Genomic DNA, 20,365 nt, shown 5'->3' with positions numbered 1-20,365 from the left:
ATGTTTGAACGTAGATATCTTGTATTAGAAGATGGTTCATATTATGAAGGATATAAATTAGGATCAGATCAATTATCAATTGGTGAAATTGTATTTAATACAGCTATGACTGGATATCAAGAAACGATTTCTGATCCGTCATACACTGGTCAAATCGTTACATTTACTTATCCTTTAATTGGAAATTACGGAATTAATAGAGACGATTTTGAATCACTTACGCCTACATTAAATGGAGTAGTGGTTAAGGAAGCAAGTACGCATCCTAGTAATTTTAGAAAGCAAAAAACATTACATGAAGTGCTTATTCAATATCATATCCCTGGTATTTCAGGTGTAGATACACGTAGTATTACTAGAAAAATCAGAAAGCATGGTGTATTAAAAGCAGGATTCACTGATAATAAAGAGGATATTGAAACACTTTCAACTAACTTAAAAACTGCAGAATTACCTCGTGATGAAGTGACGACTGTGTCAACAAAAACACCATATGTATCAACAGGCTCAGATTTAAGCGTTGTGTTATTAGACTTTGGTAAAAAGCAAAATATTGTTAGAGAGCTTAATTCAAGAGGATGTAATGTTACCGTAGTACCTTATGATACTTCAGCCGAGGAAATATTAGCAATGTCACCAGATGGTGTCATGCTTTCAAATGGACCTGGAGATCCAGAAGAAGTAGATGTTGCTTTAGATATGATTAAAGGTATTTTAGGAAATATACCATTCTTTGGAATTTGTCTTGGTCATCAGTTATTTGCATTATCTCAAGGAGCTAAAGCATTTAAGATGAAATTTGGACATCGTGGTGCAAATCATCCTGTCAAAGATTTACGCACAGGCAAAGTAGATATTACAAGCCAAAACCATGGTTATGCTATAGACAAAGATTCATTAGAAAATACAGATTTAGAAGTGACACATATTGCTTTAAATGATGGTACCGTTGAAGGATTAAGACATAAAACATTACCAGCATTTTCAGTACAATATCATCCAGAGGCAAGACCAGGCCCAAGTGACTCAAATTACTTATTTGATGAGTTCTTAGCAATGATGAGAGATTTTAAAGATAATAAAAAGGAGAGTAAAACGAATGCCTAAACGTGACGATATTAAAACGATTTTAGTAATTGGTTCAGGTCCTATTATTATTGGACAAGCTGCAGAATTTGACTATGCTGGAACACAAGCATGTCTTGCTTTAAAAGAAGAAGGGTATCGTGTTATTTTAGTGAATTCAAATCCTGCAACCATTATGACAGATAAAGAAATTGCAGATAAAGTGTATATTGAACCTTTAACTCATGACTTTATTGCACGTATCATTCGTAAAGAACAACCTGATGCATTACTACCTACATTAGGTGGCCAAACAGGTTTAAATATGGCAATACAATTACATGATAGCGGTGTATTAAAAGCAAATAATGTAGAATTATTAGGTACAAAATTAGAATCAATACAACAAGCAGAAGACAGAGAATTATTCAGAACATTGATGAATGACTTAGAGGTTCCAGTGCCTGAAAGTGATATAGTAAATACGGTAGAACAGGCATTTGCATTCAAAGAACAAGTAGGTTATCCATTAATTGTACGTCCTGCCTTTACAATGGGTGGTACTGGTGGCGGTATCTGCCATAATGACGAAGAACTAAAAGAAGTTGTAAGTAATGGATTACATTATAGTCCAGCAACTCAATGTTTAATTGAAAAATCAATAGCAGGATATAAAGAAATTGAATATGAAGTTATGCGTGATAAAAATGACAATGCCATTGTAGTATGTAATATGGAAAATATTGATCCAGTGGGTATCCATACTGGAGATTCAGTTGTTGTTGCGCCTAGTCAAACACTATCAGATGTTGAATACCAAATGTTACGTGATGTATCACTTAAAGTGATTCGTGCATTAGGTATTGAAGGTGGCTGTAATGTACAGCTGGCTTTAGACCCATATTCATTAAATTATTACATTATTGAAGTTAATCCACGTGTGTCTCGTTCATCTGCACTTGCATCAAAAGCAACAGGTTATCCAATTGCTAAATTAGCGGCTAAAATTGCGGTTGGTTTAACATTAGATGAGATGTTAAACCCTATAACTGGAACATCTTATGCTGCTTTTGAACCAACACTTGATTATGTAATTTCAAAAATTCCACGCTTCCCATTTGATAAATTCGAAAAAGGTGAACGTGAACTAGGTACACAAATGAAGGCTACTGGTGAAGTAATGGCTATTGGTCGTACGTATGAAGAATCATTATTAAAAGCGATTCGTTCACTAGAATATGGTGTGCATCATCTTGGGTTACCAAACGGTGAAAGTTATGACTTAGATTACATTAAAGAACGTATTAGTCATCAAGATGATGAGCGTTTATTCTTTATTGGTGAAGCGATTCGACGTGGTACATCATTAGAAGAAATTCATGAAATGACTAAGATTGATTATTTCTTCTTAAACAAGTTTCTTAATATTATTCATATTGAACATGAACTTAAAGCGCATCCTGGAGACTTAGAATATCTTAAATATGCAAAAGATTATGGCTTCAGTGATAAAGTGATTGCCCATCGCTTTGATATGTCAGAAGAAGAAGTATATCAATTACGTCAAGATAATGATATTAAACCTGTATATAAAATGGTAGACACGTGTGCAGCAGAATTTGAATCATCTACACCATATTATTATGGAACATATGAAACAGAAAACGAATCTGTAGTTACTGATAAAGAGAAAATTTTAGTATTAGGTTCTGGACCAATACGTATTGGTCAAGGTGTAGAATTTGACTATGCAACAGTGCATGCAGTTTGGGCAATTCAAAATGCAGGATATGAAGCGATTATTGTTAATAATAATCCAGAAACAGTATCAACAGACTTTTCAATTTCAGACAAACTATATTTCGAACCGCTTACTGAAGAAGATGTAATGAATATCATTAATTTAGAACAACCTAAAGGTGTAGTTGTACAATTTGGTGGTCAAACAGCGATTAATTTAGCTGATAAATTAGCTAAACATGGGGTGAAAATCTTAGGAACATCACTAGAAGATTTAAATCGTGCAGAAGATAGAAAAGAATTTGAAGCACTTTTAAGAAAAATTGATGTTCCACAACCTAAAGGTAAAACAGCGACTTCTCCAAAAGAAGCATTAGAAAATGCACGTGAAATTGGTTATCCAGTAGTTGTACGTCCTTCTTATGTATTAGGTGGTCGCGCCATGGAAATAGTAAATAGTGATGCAGAATTAGAAGACTATATGGAACAAGCTGTTAAAGCAAGCCCAGAACATCCAGTATTAGTAGATAGATATTTAACAGGTAAAGAAATTGAAGTCGATGCAATTTCTGATGGTGAAACAGTTATCATTCCTGGTATTATGGAGCACATTGAACGTGCAGGTGTTCACAGTGGTGACTCAATTGCAGTGTATCCACCACAAACATTAAGCGATGAAGAAATAAAAACACTTGAAGATTATACAATTAAATTAGCCAAAGGATTAAATATTGTGGGTCTTATCAATATTCAATTCGTTATCGCATATGATGGTGTTTATGTATTAGAAGTTAACCCACGTGCAAGTCGTACAGTGCCTTTCTTAAGTAAAATTACTGATATTCAAATGGCGCAACTTGCCATGCAAGCTATTATGGGCACAAAACTTAAAGATTTAGGTTATCAACAAGGTATCCAACCATATTCAGAAGGCGTTTTTGTTAAAGCACCGGTATTTAGTTTTAATAAATTAAAAAATGTTGACGTTACTCTTGGACCTGAAATGAAATCTACCGGAGAAGTGATGGGTAAAGATTTGACACTTGAAAAGGCTTTATATAAAGGTTTAACAGGTAGTGGTGTAGAGATAAAAGATCATGGTACAGTCTTAATAACAGTAAGCGATAAAGATAAAAAAGAAATCGTTGATATTGCTCACCGTTTAAATGAAGTAGGTTACAAAATCTTAGCTACCCAAGGCACTGCACAAAAATTAGAAGAACACAATATTCCTGTTGAAGTTGTAGGTAAAATCGGTGGAGAAGATGATTTATTAACACGTATTCAAAATGGCGATGTACAAATTGTTATTAACACAATGACAAAAGGTAAAGAAGTTGAGAGAGATGGATTCCAAATTCGACGTACTACTGTAGAAAATGGAGTGCCATGTTTAACTTCATTAGATACTGCAAGTGCATTAACAAATGTAATTGAAAGTATGACATTTTCAATGAGAAATATGTAATGAAATGACATGATTACAAGCGACTTATGTTTTAACTTGTTTTATGTTTAAACACAAGTCGCTTCTTTATTAAAATATAAGTGAGTTATTTAAAGGAGTTTAATGAATGAGAGATTTACCAATTATAGCTTTGGATTTTGATTCTCTGGATCATGTTCTTGCTTTTTTAGATCAATTTGATGAACCACTTTTTGTAAAAGTAGGAATGGAATTATATTATCAAACTGGACCTACATTGATTAAGAAGATAAAAGAACGTGGACATGATATATTTTTAGATCTTAAGTTACATGATATTCCAAATACAGTTCAAAAAGCTATGGAAGGTTTAGGTAAGTTGGATGTTGATTTAGTTAATGTGCATGCTGCGGGTGGAACTGAAATGATGAAACGTGCTGTAAAAGGATTACGTAAATACAATGAAAATACTAAAATAATAGCAGTGACTCAGTTAACATCAACGACTGAAGAAATGCTTCATCAAGAACAAAATATTCAAACATCTATTGAAGAAGCAGTATTGAATTATGCAAAATTAGCGAAAGAGTCAGGATTAGATGGCGTTGTATGTTCACCATTAGAAGCAAAATTACTGACAAAGTCCCTAGGCTCTGAATTTTTAAAAGTAACGCCTGGTATCAGACCTAAAGGTGCAGCTGTGAATGATCAAAAACGTATTACAACTCCAGAAGAGGCGAAACAATTAGGTTCAACTCACATCGTAGTGGGTCGTCCAATAACTCAAAGTGAGCATCCAAAAGAGAGTTATACAAAAATAAAAGAAAGTTGGTTAGGTTAATATGTCAAAACACATAGCAAAATCTTTATTAGATATTGAAGCAGTAAGTTTATCGCCGAATGACTTATTTACATGGAGTTCAGGAATTAAATCACCTATTTATTGTGATAATCGTATTACATTAGGGTACCCTAATGTACGTCAAGACATTCGCGATGGATTAAGTGAACTTATTACTGAACATTTTGGTGATGTAGAGGTTATTTCAGGAACAGCAACTGCTGGTATTCCGCATGCTGCTTATATTTCTGAAAAATTAAACTTACCAATGAACTATGTACGATCTAAAAGTAAAAGTCATGGTAAACAAAATCAGATTGAAGGTGCACAAAGTAAAAGTAAAAAAGTCGTTGTCGTTGAAGATTTAATTTCAACAGGTGGATCATCAATTACTGCAGTGGAAGCTTTAAGAGAAGCAGGGGCGGAAGTAGTAGGCGTAGTTGCAATCTTCACTTATGGTCTAGCTAAAGCAGATGACATGTTCAAACAAGCAAATCTACCATTCTATACACTAAGTGATTATAATGAACTTATTGAAGTAGCAAAGGAAGAAGGCAAAATTTCAGAAAACGATATTCAAACATTAGTGGATTGGCGAGATAATCTCTAAGTAGAGATAGATTAAAGGGTGATAAAGATGTCTAAAGAAAAAGATGGTAATGCATTTTATAGTCAATTACAACATGTAAATCAATTTTTATATAGTGAAAAAGAGTTTAAACAGACTACGCATGTTTTAACCATCAAAGAAAGTATTAAACAAATGCATCACACACATATGGAATCTTTTGAGCATACAAGTGACTTCTTTAAAAAAGCCAAAGCACGCTTACGTCAAAAAGACGAAATCTAAATATAGGGAAAAGATACATATAAACAATGAATTAACTTGTTTATATGTATCTTTTTATATCAATTTATAGCTAACTTATCGTATAAAGATTTTAATTAACACCCATCCGATTAATAAAACGATGACCATTGCTAATAGTGGTAGAATATAATGCATCATATTAAATGCCTCCTATTATACTTTTATTTAATTTTAACTGTTTATGGAAAGTTTTCAAAATTAAAGATACTTTTAATTCAAAGTTCTTAATAGCTAACTTTTTATTATTTTAAAAAATAGTTTAAAATAGACATTAATTATAAATTATAGGAGGATTACAATGGAAATACCTAAAGTAACACCATTTTTAATGTTTAATAATCAGGCTGAAGAAGCAGTCAATTTATATACGAGCTTATTTAAAAACAGCGAGATTTTAACAATGGTAAAATACGGAGAAGAAGGTCCTGGAGAACCTGGGACAGTTCAACATTCTATTTTTACATTAAATGGTCAAGTATTCATGGCGATAGATGCTAATAATGGTGAAGAATTACCGATGAATCCTTCCATCTCTTTATATATTACCGTTGAAGATGCTATGGAAATGGAACATTTATTTAATGGTCTAAAAAAAGAAGGCGCTATACTTATGCCTAAAACTTCTATGCCACCATTTCGTGAGTTTGCTTGGGTCCAAGATAAATTTGGAGTAAGTTTCCAACTTGCATTACCAGAAAAATAAACACTATGATATATATAATCCGTAGATGACTAAAAAAACATCTACGGATTTTTATTTTTTTTAATTTTTATCTTGCTTCATATGTTGAATATGATCATAATCGGGTGTTGCATATAAAGTTTTTTGATTATCATATGTGACAAATCCAGGTTTAGCACCAGAAGGTTTATGAACATTTTTGATTTCTGTATAGTCTACTGGTATCTGACCAGAATTTCCAGCTTTAGAGAAATATCCCGCAAGCATTGCTGCTTCTTTTATCGTAGTTTCACTAGGAGCTTCATTTAAAATGACAACGTGTGAACCCGGAATATCTTTAGTATGGAACCATAAATGTAATTTTTGAGCTTTACGATTCGTTAAATAATCATTTTGCTTGTTATTTTTACCTACTAAAATAGTATCACCATCTGAAGATATATATGTTTGTAAATGGATTTTATCTTGCTTTTTCTTTCTAGTATTTTTACGTTGCTTCATAAATCCTTGTTCAGCTAATTCATCACGAATATCATCAATTTCATCAACTGTAATATGTTCTAATTGCTGTTCAATATTGGCAAAATAGTCAATATTGTCACGTGTAAGAGCGATTTGATGATCAAGTTCTCTTTCTCGTGTTTTCATTCGATTATATTGCTTATAGTAGTATTGAGCATTCACTGATGGTGATTTAGTAGGGTCTAATGGAATCGTTATTTCTTCATTAGTATAATAATTTAGAACGTTTACAGAATCATCACCTTGTTGGATACGATAAATATTAGCAGTAATAAGTTCACCATATAATTGTTGCGTATCTTTATCTTTAGCACTTTCGTATTCATCTATAAGCTTACTTAACTTGTGTTGATATTTTTGTAATTGTTGTTGTACGAAGCGTACTAAATCATTCGCACGTTGTTTTACACGTTCTCGTTCGCCTCTAGCATCATAATAACGATCTAATAAATCATGTAACGAATCATATATAACGACATCATCCGAGAATTGTTTTAATTTCATAAAATAGAAATCTTCTTTACCTGTTTCATGATTTTTATGAAATACTGGTACTGGTTCTTCTAATGATTGGGTAATTACTTCCTCAAAAGCTTTGGGAAGAGTGTCTTGATTCATAAATTGATAGCGATTTGTGATTTCATTAGTAATTAGAGGACTAAAGCCTTCAAAAGCGTTTAGTAATTGTTTAGCAATTCTTCCAGCATTAAAGTCAACAAATTTAAGTACCTCATCATTTGAAATATCGTATGGATTCCGTTTGTTTTGTGTAGGGGGTGCTTCATATTTAAAACCAGGCATCACTGTACGGTACTGATTTGTATTGGGCGTCAAGTGTTTAAACCCTTCAATAATTTTATACTGATTATCTACAAGGATTAAATTACTATGTTTACCCATAATTTCTAGTATGACTGTTCGATAAATCGTATCGCCAATTTCATCTTTACTTTCAATATCAATTTCTACTCTACGATCATTTCCTATTTGTCGTATTGATTTAACAATACCTCCTTCTAAATGTTTACGAAAAACACGTGCAAACATTGGTGGGTTAAAGGGATTGTCGTACTTTTTATTTGTAAGATGCAGTCTTGAAAAGTTGGGATGAATAGATAGCAATAGATGATGGTTTTTACGATTTTGACGAATAATCATAATAATTGTGTCATTTTCAGGTTGATTAATTTTATGAATTCTACCTGTTACTAAAAATTGTAGTGATTCTATTATCTTCTTTGTGAATAAGCCATCATAAGCCATAATTTTTTCCACCTTCAGTTTTGTCGTTCATTATATTGTAACATGGTAACAATAGAGCGTCATGAGTTAAGTTTATCGTAGTACGCTCTATACAATTGAAACCACAATATGATATTATATTTAAATAATAGAAGAATAGCTTAGAGAGGTCGTAAGGCATGGATAATGAAAAAGGATTACTAATTGTTCTTTCAGGTCCTTCAGGAGTAGGTAAAGGAACTGTTCGTAAAGAGATATTTGACGATCCAACTACATCTTACAAATACTCAATCTCGATGACTACACGTCAAATGCGAGAAGGAGAAATTGATGGTGTAGATTACTTTTTTAAAACGAAAGAAGAATTTGAAGCATTAATTCAAGAAGATCAATTTATTGAATATGCCGAATATGTAGGGAATTACTATGGTACACCTGTACAATACGTTAAAGACACAATGGCTGAAGGTCATGATGTGTTTTTAGAAATTGAAGTTGAAGGTGCGAAACAAGTAAGAAAAAAATTTCCTGATGCATTATTTATCTTTCTTGCACCGCCAAGCTTAGATCATTTGAAAGAACGTCTTATTGGCCGTGGTACAGAAACCGATGAAAAAATTCAAAGTAGAGTAAATGAAGCACGTAAAGAAGTCGAAATGATGAATCTATATGACTATGTCGTTGTTAATGATGAAGTTCATTTGGCTAAAGAAAGAATTCAATCAATTGTAGAAGCTGAGCACTTAAAAAGAGAACGCGTTGAAGCGATATATAGAAAAATGTTATTGGAGGCAAAAAAATAATGTTAAACCCACCATTAAATCAATTACAATCAAAAATTAATTCAAAATATTTAATTGCAACAACAGCTGCTAAGCGTGCACGTGAATTAGATGAAAAGCCTGAAACTGCATTACTAAATGGTTATCATTCTGCAAAACCTGTAGGTGAAGCATTAGAAGAAATCGCAAGCGGAAAAATTTCTCCTGTTGTACCTGAAGGATTTTAAGCATAAATAAAATTATTTCGTTATCAATTAAGATGTTGGTTTGAAATAAAACTTATGATATATTTCAGACTTTCAAACATTTTTGCAATCCCTGATGTAGTTGAAAATTGCATTATATAAGCGTTTTTAGCATCAGTTATCTTGCGGGAGTAGGACAGTGAATTAAAAATCTGTTCTACTCCCGTGTTTTTAGTTTTTCAACTTAGTTGTGTATAATAAATTTAAAAGTGAAGACTATAAATATAACTAAAGGAGTCGAATCATGAAGAACATTCTATTAGCTGTTACAGGAGGCATTGCTGCTTATAAAGCAATCGATCTAACTAGTAAACTTACTCAAGCGGATTATGATGTAAGAGTAGTGCTTAATGATCATGCACAAGAATTTGTTACACCTTTAGCCTTTCAAGCCATTAGTAGAAATCCTGTATATACCAATACATTTATTGAAGAAAGTCCTAAAGACATTCAGCATATAGCATTAGGTGATTGGGCAGATTGTATTATTGTAGCGCCTGCTACTGCGAATACCATTGCCAAATTAAGTGTAGGCATTGCTGATGATATCGTCACATCAACACTACTTGCTACAGAAACACCTAAATTTATTGCTCCAGCTATGAATGTTCATATGTACGAAAATAAACGTACACAACATAATATTTCTGTATTAAAAGACGATGGATATCATTTTATTGAACCTGGAGATGGGTTTTTAGCATGTGGATACATTGCAAAGGGACGTATGGAAGAACCTCTTCAAATTGTTAAAACAATAAATGACTACTTTAATGATAAGGATAAAACAACTGTACAGCATACTACTTTTGAAGGGAAACGTGCCTTAGTTACTGCAGGTCCAACAATTGAAGTGATTGATCCAGTAAGATTTGTATCTAATCGTTCTTCAGGGAAAATGGGGTATGCGATGGCAGAAGCTTTAGCTAAAAGAGGTGCAATGGTGACGCTTGTGGCAGGTCCAACGCAGCTTGATAATCCAGAGAATGTAGAAGTCATACATGTAGAAAGTGCTGAAGAAATGTTTAATGCAGTAATAAGTCGATATGAAGAACAAGATATTGTTATCAAAGCGGCTGCAGTCTCAGATTATACTCCAATCGATGTACTGAATCATAAAATGAAAAAACAAGATGGCAATCTCTCTGTCACATTTAAACGAACAAAAGACATTTTGAAATATTTAGGTGAACATAAAACGCATCAATACCTTGTCGGTTTTGCAGCTGAAACACAAGATATTAATGCTTATGCACAAGATAAACTAAAACGTAAAAACGCTGATGTTATTATTTCTAATAATGTAGGTGATCAGACCATCGGATTTCAATCTGATGATAATGAACTCACTATGCATTTTAAAGATGGACAACGTATGAATATAAAAAAAGGAAAGAAAGTGCAACTTGCACAACAAATTTTAGATGAACTGGAAACTAGGTGGCAATAATGATTGCGAAGGTCATTGTAGATATTCCTTCTAAGAGTGTTGATTTTAAATTCGATTATCTCGTACCTGACCATTTAAAAGATTTTATAAAAGTTGGTGTAAGAGTTGTTGTACCGTTTGGTCCCCGCACAATTCAAGGATATGTTATGGATATCCAACGACAACCCAGTGATGATGTCAATATAGATAAATTGAAAGTAATTAAAGAAATTCAAGATATTCGACCAGAATTAACACCTGAACTTATTCAATTAAGTGAATGGTTAAGTCATTATCATGTATCGAAACGTATTTCTGTGTTAGAAGCAATGCTTCCAAGTGCGATTAAAGCAAAATATACTAAAGTATTTAAAGTAGTACACCATAATGATATTGAAGATGATATATTAAAATACTTTGATCACAACGGATATTATAAGTATAAAGATGCGCAAAAAAATAATCATTTAAATATATTAAATGCATTACTTGAACAACATTTAGTAGAAGAAGAAACAATATTATCTCAACATACGAAAAGAAAAACACAGCGTGCAGTACGGATAGTTGAAGGGCACAATCCAGATGATGTATTAGCTTTATTAGAAAAGAAATTGAAACAATATGATGTGTATGCGTATCTTGTTGAAGAGCATCATAGAGATGTATTTTTAAAAGAACTTGAAGATATGGGCTTTTCTAAATCAAGTATAGATGGACTCGTTAAAAAAGGGTTCCTTGAAAAATATGATGCAGAAATTGAACGAGATCCTTTTGCAAATCGTATCTTTGAAAAAGAAGAAAAACGGTTGTTAACTTCTGCTCAGAATGATGCATTTCAACAAATTAAAGAAAAGATAGATAATGATGTACAACGGACATTTTTATTACATGGTGTGACAGGTTCAGGTAAAACAGAGGTTTACTTACAAGCAATTGAAGAGGTATTAAAAAATGATAAACAAGCTATGATGCTTGTTCCAGAAATTGCACTTACACCACAAATGGTCTTACGCTTTAAGCGACGGTTCGGAGATGATGTAGCTGTCTTACATTCAGGTTTGTCAAATGGTGAACGGTATGATGAATGGAAAAAAATTAGAGATGGAAGAGCTCGTGTAAGCGTAGGCGCTAGATCAAGTATTTTTGCACCTTTTAAAAACTTAGGCATTATTATTATTGATGAAGAACATGAATCAACTTATAAACAAGAAGATTATCCTCGTTATCATGCAAGAGATATTGCAGAATGGAGAAGTCAATTTCATCAGTGCCCATTAGTATTAGGAAGTGCGACGCCAAGTCTCGAATCTTATGCACGAGCAGAAAAGAATGTATATCAATTACTTACTTTGCCTGAAAGAGTTAATCAACAAGCATTACCTTCAATAGATGTCATTGATATGCGAGAAGAACTAAGTTCAGGTAATCGTTCCATGTTTTCTGAAGACTTAAGACAAGCGATTCAAGATAGATTGAATAAAAACGAACAAATTGTTTTATTTTTAAATCGACGTGGTTATGCTTCATTTATGTTATGTCGAGATTGTGGTTATGTCCCACAATGTCCACATTGCGATATTTCTTTAACTTATCATAAGACTACAGATCAACTAAAATGTCATTATTGTGGTTACCAAGAAATCCCTTCTAATCTGTGTCCTAATTGTGAAAGCCCGCATATCAGACAGGTTGGAACAGGAACACAAAGAGTAGAAGAAATTTTACAACAAGAATTTGAAGAGGCAAGGATTATTCGTATGGATGTTGATACGACGTCTAGAAAAGGTGCTCATGAAAAGCTATTGACTGATTTTGAAAATGGTAAAGGTGATATTTTATTAGGGACACAAATGATTGCAAAAGGTTTGGATTATCCTAATATTACGTTAGTTGGTGTGCTTAATGCCGATACAATGTTAAATTTGCCTGACTTTAGAGCGAGTGAAAGAACGTATCAGTTACTTACACAGGTTTCAGGTCGTGCTGGTCGTCATGAAAAACCTGGTAAAGTTATTATTCAAACATATAATCCAACTCATTATGCAATAGAAGATGTTCAAAAAAATGATTATCTAACTTTCTATCATAAAGAAATGCAATTTAGAAAAATAGGTAAATATCCACCTTATTATTTTTTAATTAATTTTACTATTTCACATAAAAATATGAAAAAAGTAATGGAAGCCGCTAAACATGTTCATCAAATTTTACTGCAACATCTTTCGCAAAGAGCACTCGTGCTTGGACCTTCTCCAGCAGCAATTGCTAGAATTAATAACGAACATCGTTTTCAAATATTGGTTAAGTATAAAAGTGAGCCAGAACTAATCCATGCTTTACAGTACTTAGATGATTATTATCATGAAGCATATATTAAAGATAAATTATCGTTAAAGATTGATATCAATCCTCAAATATTAATGTAAAAAAAAGTTACACCGCTCGCACTTTGATGTGCATTCTAAAGTTAGATTTAAGTCCAACTTTGGAATACACATTATTGTACTTAAATGCGTGGTGTAACTTTTTTTGTACTTCCATGTTACATTGTTACGTTTCCGTTTTCATCTGCTGGTCTTAGTAATGTCAGAATCGCACTGATGATTGCAATAATATGAGGAATTCCTGTCCAACAAAATATTAAATGAAGAAGACCAGACATTATTTTACCAGCATAAAATTTGTGTACGCCAAAGCCACCTAAAAAGATAGCTAAAATAATGTAAATCACTTTATTGACTTCCATTCTTTACGCCTCCTTAGTCTGTTTAATATATAAACTACCTTCATGATTATTCTAGATATGGAAAAAATTAAAAGCAAATAAAGTTACCCGAGAAGAGTAAAATTAAGACTAAGGTCGCTTTTTAATTTGAATTACGTTATAATGATATGATGAATTTTTTCGGGAGGCATTCTAAGTGGCAATAAAGAAATTAGTTTCATCAACTCATCCTATTTTATCTAAAAAAGCAAAAAAGATAACAACTTTTGATAAAAATTTGAAACGTTTATTAATAGATATTGAAGACACACTATATTCTGAAGAAGCATCAGCTTTATCAGCACCTCAAATTGGTGTAAGTCAACGTGTCGCTATGGTTGACATGGAAGCGGAAGGACTCTTGCAATTAATTAATCCCAGAATCAAAGCAGAATCTAATGAGAAAATCATTGATTTAGAAGGTTCAGTAAATCTTCCTAATATATTTGGTGAGGTAGAACGTAGTAAAATGATTACTGTGGAAGCATATGATTTAGAAGGTCACGAGATTGAATTAACTGCTTATGATGATGTAGCTAGAATGATACTACACATCATCGATCAATTAGATGGTATTCCATTTACCGAACGTGCTACAAAAATATTGACTGAAAAAGAAGTGGAGGCATATTTTGACAATGAGTAAAATAATTTTTATGGGAACACCAGATTTTTCAACAAAAATACTAGAGATGTTAGTCGCTGAACATGAAGTCATCGCAGTAGTCACTCAACCCGATAGACCAGTAGGGCGTAAGCGTGTATTAACGCCTCCTCCTGTAAAGAAAGTAGCAGAAACGTACCATATTCCAGTGTATCAACCTGAAAAATTAAAAGATTCTAATGAGTTAAATGAACTTATGAATTTAAAACCCGATTTAATTGTAACGGCAGCATTTGGACAATTATTACCTGAAAGTCTATTAAACCAGCCTAAGTTAGGTGCCATAAATGTACATGCATCATTATTGCCGAAATATCGTGGTGGAGCGCCTATTCATCAAGCCATTATAGATGGTGAAGCACAAACGGGTATTACAATAATGTATATGGTGAAAAAGTTAGATGCAGGTAATATTATTTCTCAAAAGGCCATTGATATTAAAGAGGATGATAATGTAGGAACAATGCATGATAAATTAAGCTTTTTAGGTGCAGATTTATTAAAAGAAACATTGCCTTCTATTATAGATGGTTCAAATGAAAGCATTCCTCAAGACGATTCAAAAGCAACGTTTGCATCTAATATTAGTAGAAAAGATGAACGTATCGATTGGATAAAAAGTGCTAAAGAGATACACAATCATATTCGTGGATTATCACCATGGCCAGTAGCTTATACAACAATGGATGATAAAAATTTAAAACTATATCAGGCTCATATTGAAAATGGAAAAAACGGAGAACCCGGTGAAATTATAGAAACCACTAAAACTGCAATTATTGTAGGAACTGGCTCTAAAGATGCTATTGCTTTAACAGATATTCAATTAGCTGGGAAAAAACGAATGCTTGCTGCTCAATATTTAAGTGGTATGCAAGATTCATTAGTAGGGATTAAATTAGTATGACACAATCAGTTAGAGAACTTGCATTTCATACCATTCAAGACATTTTAAATGATAATGCTTACAGTAACTTAAAGATTAACGAAGTCATTAATCAATATAATATTGCTACTGTCGACAAAGCGTTATTTACAGAGTTAGTCTACGGAACAATAAAACGTAAAATGACTTTAGATTTTTATTTAAAGCCATTTGTTAAGACTAGAATTAAAGGTTGGGTACGACAATTATTGTGGATGAGTTTATATCAATATGTTTTTCTAGATAAAATACCTAATCACGCTATTATAAATGAAGCGGTTAATATTGCTAAACGACGTGGTGGACAGCACAATGGTAACATTGTTAATGCTATACTTCGCCATATATTTAAAAGTGACTTGCCGACGTTGGACACAATTAAGAATGAAAAGCAACGTATGGTTATTGAGTATAGTATACCAAGATGGATTATTGAACATTGGATTACACATTACGGAATAAAAATGACACATAAGATTGCAAAATCGTTTCTAGTGCAATCTGCAAGTACAGTAAGAGTGAATACAAGTCGTACGGATGTTGAAACAATAAGTAAGGCGCTTTTACAAGAAGGGTATCATGTTAATATCGATCAACTCATACCATATTGCTTACATCTTACAGGTAAACCAGTGATTGAATCTCGTGCTTTTAAAGATGGATTGATTTCTATTCAAGATAAAAGTTCAATGTTAGTAGGATATCTAATGGATGTTCAAAAAGGAGATAACATACTAGATGCATGTAGTGCTCCTGGCGGTAAGGCCTGTCATATGGCAGAATTACTATCATCTACTGGCCATGTAGATGCTACTGACATTCATAAGCATAAAATTGGTTTAATAAAAGAAAATATCAAAAAGTTAAAATTAAAGAACATGTCAACTTTCGATCATGATGCAACACAACCATATTCAGAACTATATGACAAAATATTAGTAGATGCACCTTGTAGTGGTTTAGGTGTATTAAGACATAAGCCTGAAATTAAATATATACAATCTAAAGATAGTATTAACAACCTTGTTGAAATACAATTAAGTATATTAGACAATGTTAAACATCACTTGAAACCAGGTGGTTCACTTATTTACTCAACTTGCACAATTGAGCAAATGGAAAATGAAAATGTAATTTATACATTTTTAAAAGAAAATAAAGATTTCGAATTTGAATTGATCACACATCCTATTACTGGCGAAAAAGTAAAAACATTACAAATTTTACCACAAGACTTTAATTCAGATGGCTTTTTCATTACTAAAATAAAAAGAAAGGAAAGTTAAGATGATAACTGCTGAAAAAAATAAATTCTTACCAAATTTTGAAAAACAATCGATATATTCATTAAGATATGATGAAATGCAAAATTGGTTAATTGAGCATGGACAACAAAAATTTAGGGCTAAGCAAATTTTTGAATGGTTATATCAAAAACGTGTGAACACTATTGATGAGATGACTAATTTATCTAAAGATTTAAGACAATTATTAAAAGATCATTTTGTTATGACAACCTTAACTACTGTAGTTAAACAAGAAAGTAAAGATGGAACAATTAAGTTTTTATTTGAATTACAAGATGGTTATACAATCGAAACGGTATTAATGAGACATGGTTATGGTAACTCTGTATGTGTGACGACTCAAGTTGGTTGTCGAATCGGTTGTACATTTTGTGCTTCAACTTTAGGTGGCTTAAAGCGTAACTTAGAAGCTGGCGAGATTGTATCTCAAGTACTCACAGTTCAAAAAGCACTTGATGCTACTAATGAACGTGTATCACAAATTGTTATTATGGGAATTGGTGAACCCTTCGAAAATTATGATGAAATGATGGACTTTTTAAAAATAGTCAATGATGATAATAGTTTAAACATTGGGGCGCGACATATTACAGTATCAACGTCAGGAATTATCCCACGTATTTATGACTTTGCTGATGAACAAATTCAAATTAATTTTGCAGTCAGTTTACATGCCGCTAAAGATGAAATTCGTTCAAAATTAATGCCAATTAATAGAGCATATAATGTCGAAAAATTAATGGAAGCAATTAAATATTATCAAGAAAAAACGAATCGCCGAATTACATTCGAATATGGATTATTTGGAGGCGTAAATGATCAACTTGAACATGCAAGAGATTTAGCACATCTAATTAAAGATTTAAATTGTCACGTGAACCTTATACCAGTAAACCACGTCCCAGAACGTAATTATGTTAAAACGCCGAAAGATGATATTTTTAAATTTGAAAAAGAATTGAAACGATTAGGCATCAATGCAACAATTAGAAGAGAACAAGGCTCAGACATAGATGCAGCATGTGGACAATTAAGAGCTAAGGAACGACAAGTAGAAACGAGGTAATCATTATGCTTAACGCACAGTTTTTCACTGATACTGGACAATATCGAGAAAAGAACGAAGACGCGGGAGGTATATTTTATAACCAAACACATCAACAATTGTTAGTGCTGTGTGATGGAATGGGTGGTCATAAAGCAGGTGAAGTTGCAAGTCAATTTGTAACTCACAAACTACAAGAATATTTTGAAAGAGAAAATTTTATTGAATTAGAACAAGCTGAATTATGGTTACGAAAAACATTAAAAGATATTAATATCGAATTATTTGAATATGCAACAACTAATGAAGCATATCGTGGTATGGGCACAACGTGTGTATGTGTCCTCATATTTGATAATAAAATTGTAGTAGCAAATATTGGTGATTCTAGAGCATATGTAATTAACTCAAGAGAAATTGAACAGATTACACATGATCATTCATTTGTTAACCATTTAGTTATGACAGGACAAATTACTGAAGAAGAAGCTTTTCATCATCCACAACGTAATATAATTACTAAAGTAATGGGTACTGATCGCCGAGTAAGTCCTGATATTTTTACAAAGCGCATCAGTTACTATAATTATTTATTACTTAATTCTGATGGACTGTCAGATTATGTAAGAAATCATGAAATAAAAATGTTAATAAATCAATCTACATCATTAAATGAACTTGGAGAAGCACTAATACAAGCTGCCTTAAATCATCAGTCTAAAGATAATGTGAGTGTACTATTAGCTGAAATTGAGGGTAATAAAGTATGAATGGTAAGCTAATTAATGATCGCTATCAACTCCTAGATAAACTTGGTGGTGGAGGAATGAGTATTGTGTATCTTGCTGAAGACACTATACTTGAACGTAAAGTTGCTATTAAAGCAATCTCTATTCCACAAAATGAAAAAGATGAAACTATGAAACGTTTTTATAGAGAGGTAAATAGTGCTACACAAATTGTTCATGAAAATATTGTAGAAGTTTATGATGTTGAAGAAGATGATGATAATTTTTATCTTATTATGGAATATATTGATGGACCAACACTATCTGAGTATATACATAGCCATGGTCCATTAAATATAGAAACTGCTATTGATTTTATTAAGCAAATTTTAAATGGGGTAAAACAAGCCCATGACCAACGTATTATACATAGAGATATTAAACCTCAAAATGTGTTAATTAATAAAGATAAAGTTTTAAAAATTTTTGATTTTGGCATCGCAAAAGCGTTAAGTGAGACATCAATGACTCAAACTAATCATGTGCTAGGGACGGTTCAATATTTATCTCCCGAACAAGCTAAAGGTGAAAAGACGAATGAAACAACCGACATCTACTCAATAGGTGTAGTGATGTACGAAATGTTAGTAGGTGAACCACCTTTTAGTGGGGAGACAGCTGTAAGTATTGCTATTAAACATATTCAAGAAACGGTCCCTAACATCACTGATACTCATCCAGATATTCCACAATCTTTAAGTAATGTGGTACTTAAGGCGACTGAAAAAGATCCTAAAGATCGTTATCAAACGATAGAAGAAATGTATAATGATTTGAGTAGTGTGCTTGTTACAAGTAGATTAAATGAAGAAAAACATACTCGCATAAGTGATACAACACAAACAGTACCTATTGATAAAAAAGAAATAAAAGACAGACTTGAAAAAGAAAATCATAAAAAAGATATAGCGCAAACGATGCAAATTCCTATTATTAATCAGCATAAATTACAAGCAAGTGAAAGTAATGTTTACACACCTAAACGTAAAAAACGTTCTAAAAAGAAAAAGTTTGCTATTATTTTTATTTTAGCGCTATTATTACTAAGTTTGATTGGATTTATCGCTTGGGGAATGCTAGGAAATAAATATGCGGAAATGCCTGATTTAACAGGTAAAACTGAAAATGAAGCAGAAAAAGTATTAAAATCTTCGCATTTAGAAATAGGACATATATCTAGAGAATATAATGATGATTATCCTGAAAATAAAATTATAAAATCCAATCCTAAAGCAGGAGAACGTGTTAACCAACAAGAAAAAGTAGATATTGTGTTATCAAAAGGCCCAGAAAAGGTAAATATGCCTAATGTGATAGGATCAAAAAGAGAAGATGCTATTAATAAGCTTAAAAATCATAAATTAAATCATGTAACGATTAATCAAGAATATAACAGTCAAATGCCAAAAGGAGTTATTTTTAGACAAAGTATTAATCCTAATGAATCAGTGAAAATTAACGATCATCATATTGTACTGACTGAATCACTAGGTATAAAAAAAGTTTACGTCAAAGATTATGAAAATAAGACTTATCAAACTGCTAAAAAGGAATTAGAGTCACTAGGGCTAAAAGTACAAGTAAAGATGACTAATAGCGATAATAAAGATAAGGATATCATTATTTCACAATCACCAAAACAAACTGAAGTCAACGAAGGAAGTACAGTAGAACTTATGGTTTCTAAGGGTAAAGATAAAAAAAAAGATTCGAAAGATGGCTCAGATTCTTCAGATGATAAGAAAGATAACCATATGACAAGTGTAAAGAATTATACGGAAACTTATCATATTCCTTATACAGGAGAAGATGATGAAAGCCAAAATGTAAAAGTTTATATTAGAGATAAAAATAATAGTGGTACACAGGTAAGTCAAACATACAATATTCACAAAGATAAAATCATTACTATTCCACTAAAAATTGAAGAAGGTAATTCTGCTGGATATACGATTGAAGTTGATGACAATGTTATAGCAGATAAAGATATTGACTACGAATAAAGTTAAAACTTTAGAAAA

General features: G+C 32.2%; 18 protein-coding genes. 16 read left to right on the top strand and 2 right to left on the bottom strand.

Features of this window, described 5'->3' with window-relative positions:
• The 6 genes from AC2FB1_RS00265 (at nt 1) to AC2FB1_RS00240 (ending at nt 6,649) form a co-directional block, all read left to right on the top strand.
• Nucleotides 1–1,107 carry a carbamoyl phosphate synthase small subunit gene (locus tag AC2FB1_RS00265; protein ID WP_490673285.1) on the top strand — a complete coding sequence of 369 codons (1,107 nt, stop codon included), beginning with the start codon at nt 1–3 and terminating at the stop codon, nt 1,105–1,107.
• On the top strand, nt 1,100–4,273 hold the full coding sequence (gene carB / locus AC2FB1_RS00260; protein WP_490673284.1) for a carbamoyl-phosphate synthase large subunit: 3,174 nt from the start codon (nt 1,100–1,102) through the stop codon (nt 4,271–4,273). Before AC2FB1_RS00265 ends, carB begins: the two co-directional genes overlap by 8 nt.
• Nucleotides 4,274–4,379: 106 nt before the next feature.
• The gene (gene pyrF / locus AC2FB1_RS00255; RefSeq protein WP_490673283.1) at nt 4,380–5,072 is read left to right on the top strand and encodes an orotidine-5'-phosphate decarboxylase; all 693 of its coding nucleotides are present in this window, start codon (nt 4,380–4,382) and stop codon (nt 5,070–5,072) included.
• Nucleotide 5,073: 1 nt separating this feature from the next.
• The gene (gene pyrE, locus AC2FB1_RS00250; RefSeq protein ID WP_490673282.1) at nt 5,074–5,682 is read left to right on the top strand and encodes an orotate phosphoribosyltransferase; all 609 of its coding nucleotides are present in this window, start codon (nt 5,074–5,076) and stop codon (nt 5,680–5,682) included.
• A 27-nt stretch (nt 5,683–5,709) separates the two neighbouring features.
• Nucleotides 5,710–5,925, top strand: coding sequence for a hypothetical protein (locus AC2FB1_RS00245; RefSeq protein ID WP_490673281.1), 216 nt, complete (start codon nt 5,710–5,712; stop codon nt 5,923–5,925).
• A gap of 319 nt (nt 5,926–6,244) precedes the next feature.
• On the top strand, nt 6,245–6,649 hold the full coding sequence (locus tag AC2FB1_RS00240; RefSeq protein WP_070719237.1) for a VOC family protein: 405 nt from the start codon (nt 6,245–6,247) through the stop codon (nt 6,647–6,649).
• 60 nt (nt 6,650–6,709) lie between these two features.
• On the opposite strand, the gene AC2FB1_RS00235 is transcribed toward AC2FB1_RS00240, so the two are convergent.
• Nucleotides 6,710–8,413, bottom strand: coding sequence for an Rqc2 family fibronectin-binding protein (locus tag AC2FB1_RS00235; RefSeq protein WP_490673280.1), 1,704 nt, complete (start codon nt 8,411–8,413; stop codon nt 6,710–6,712).
• 158 nt (nt 8,414–8,571) lie between these two features.
• Here AC2FB1_RS00235 and gmk point away from each other — a divergent pair, with 158 nt between their 5' ends.
• The 4 genes from gmk to priA all read left to right on the top strand — a co-directional run bounded on the left by gmk (nt 8,572) and on the right by priA (nt 13,277).
• Complete coding sequence (gene gmk, locus AC2FB1_RS00230; protein ID WP_490673279.1) at nt 8,572–9,195, top strand: guanylate kinase; 624 nt, start codon at nt 8,572–8,574, stop codon at nt 9,193–9,195.
• Complete coding sequence (gene rpoZ / locus AC2FB1_RS00225; protein WP_490673278.1) at nt 9,195–9,401, top strand: DNA-directed RNA polymerase subunit omega; 207 nt, start codon at nt 9,195–9,197, stop codon at nt 9,399–9,401. The genes gmk and rpoZ overlap by 1 nt, the downstream gene beginning before the upstream one ends.
• Before the next feature lie 262 nt (nt 9,402–9,663).
• On the top strand, nt 9,664–10,869 hold the full coding sequence (coaBC, locus tag AC2FB1_RS00220) for a bifunctional phosphopantothenoylcysteine decarboxylase/phosphopantothenate--cysteine ligase CoaBC (protein ID WP_490673277.1): 1,206 nt from the start codon (nt 9,664–9,666) through the stop codon (nt 10,867–10,869).
• On the top strand, nt 10,869–13,277 hold the full coding sequence (gene priA, locus AC2FB1_RS00215) for a primosomal protein N' (RefSeq protein WP_490673276.1): 2,409 nt from the start codon (nt 10,869–10,871) through the stop codon (nt 13,275–13,277). The genes coaBC and priA overlap by 1 nt, the downstream gene beginning before the upstream one ends.
• A gap of 116 nt (nt 13,278–13,393) precedes the next feature.
• Here priA and AC2FB1_RS00210 read toward each other — a convergent pair whose 3' ends face one another.
• Nucleotides 13,394–13,597: a TM2 domain-containing protein gene (locus tag AC2FB1_RS00210; RefSeq protein ID WP_490673275.1), complete on the bottom strand. Its 204-nt coding sequence runs from the start codon at nt 13,595–13,597 to the stop codon at nt 13,394–13,396.
• A 175-nt stretch (nt 13,598–13,772) separates the two neighbouring features.
• On the opposite strand from AC2FB1_RS00210, the gene AC2FB1_RS00205 reads away from it, so the two are divergent.
• Genes AC2FB1_RS00205 through pknB form a run of 6 tightly spaced genes read left to right on the top strand, consistent with a single transcriptional unit; the run spans nt 13,773 to nt 20,347 of the window.
• On the top strand, nt 13,773–14,261 hold the full coding sequence (locus AC2FB1_RS00205) for a peptide deformylase (RefSeq protein WP_490673274.1): 489 nt from the start codon (nt 13,773–13,775) through the stop codon (nt 14,259–14,261).
• A complete protein-coding gene (gene fmt / locus AC2FB1_RS00200) occupies nt 14,254–15,186 on the top strand; it encodes a methionyl-tRNA formyltransferase (RefSeq protein WP_490673273.1) in 933 nt (310 codons plus the stop codon). The genes AC2FB1_RS00205 and fmt overlap by 8 nt, the downstream gene beginning before the upstream one ends.
• Nucleotides 15,183–16,490 carry a 16S rRNA (cytosine(967)-C(5))-methyltransferase RsmB gene (gene rsmB, locus AC2FB1_RS00195; RefSeq protein ID WP_490673272.1) on the top strand — a complete coding sequence of 436 codons (1,308 nt, stop codon included), beginning with the start codon at nt 15,183–15,185 and terminating at the stop codon, nt 16,488–16,490. Before fmt ends, rsmB begins: the two co-directional genes overlap by 4 nt.
• Nucleotide 16,491: 1 nt before the next feature.
• A complete protein-coding gene (rlmN, locus tag AC2FB1_RS00190; RefSeq protein ID WP_490673271.1) occupies nt 16,492–17,577 on the top strand; it encodes a dual-specificity RNA methyltransferase RlmN in 1,086 nt (361 codons plus the stop codon).
• Nucleotides 17,578–17,582: 5 nt separating this feature from the next.
• A complete protein-coding gene (locus AC2FB1_RS00185) occupies nt 17,583–18,326 on the top strand; it encodes a Stp1/IreP family PP2C-type Ser/Thr phosphatase (RefSeq protein ID WP_490673270.1) in 744 nt (247 codons plus the stop codon).
• Nucleotides 18,323–20,347 (top strand): Stk1 family PASTA domain-containing Ser/Thr kinase, encoded by a 2,025-nt coding sequence (pknB, locus tag AC2FB1_RS00180; protein ID WP_490673269.1) that lies wholly within the window; start codon nt 18,323–18,325, stop codon nt 20,345–20,347. The genes AC2FB1_RS00185 and pknB overlap by 4 nt, the downstream gene beginning before the upstream one ends.
• Nucleotides 20,348–20,365 lie beyond the last annotated feature (18 nt).

The sequence above is a fragment of the Staphylococcus sp. CoH_129_LAB_1 genome, from assembly GCF_058191515.1.
This window is presented reverse-complemented; position numbering and strand designations above follow the sequence as displayed.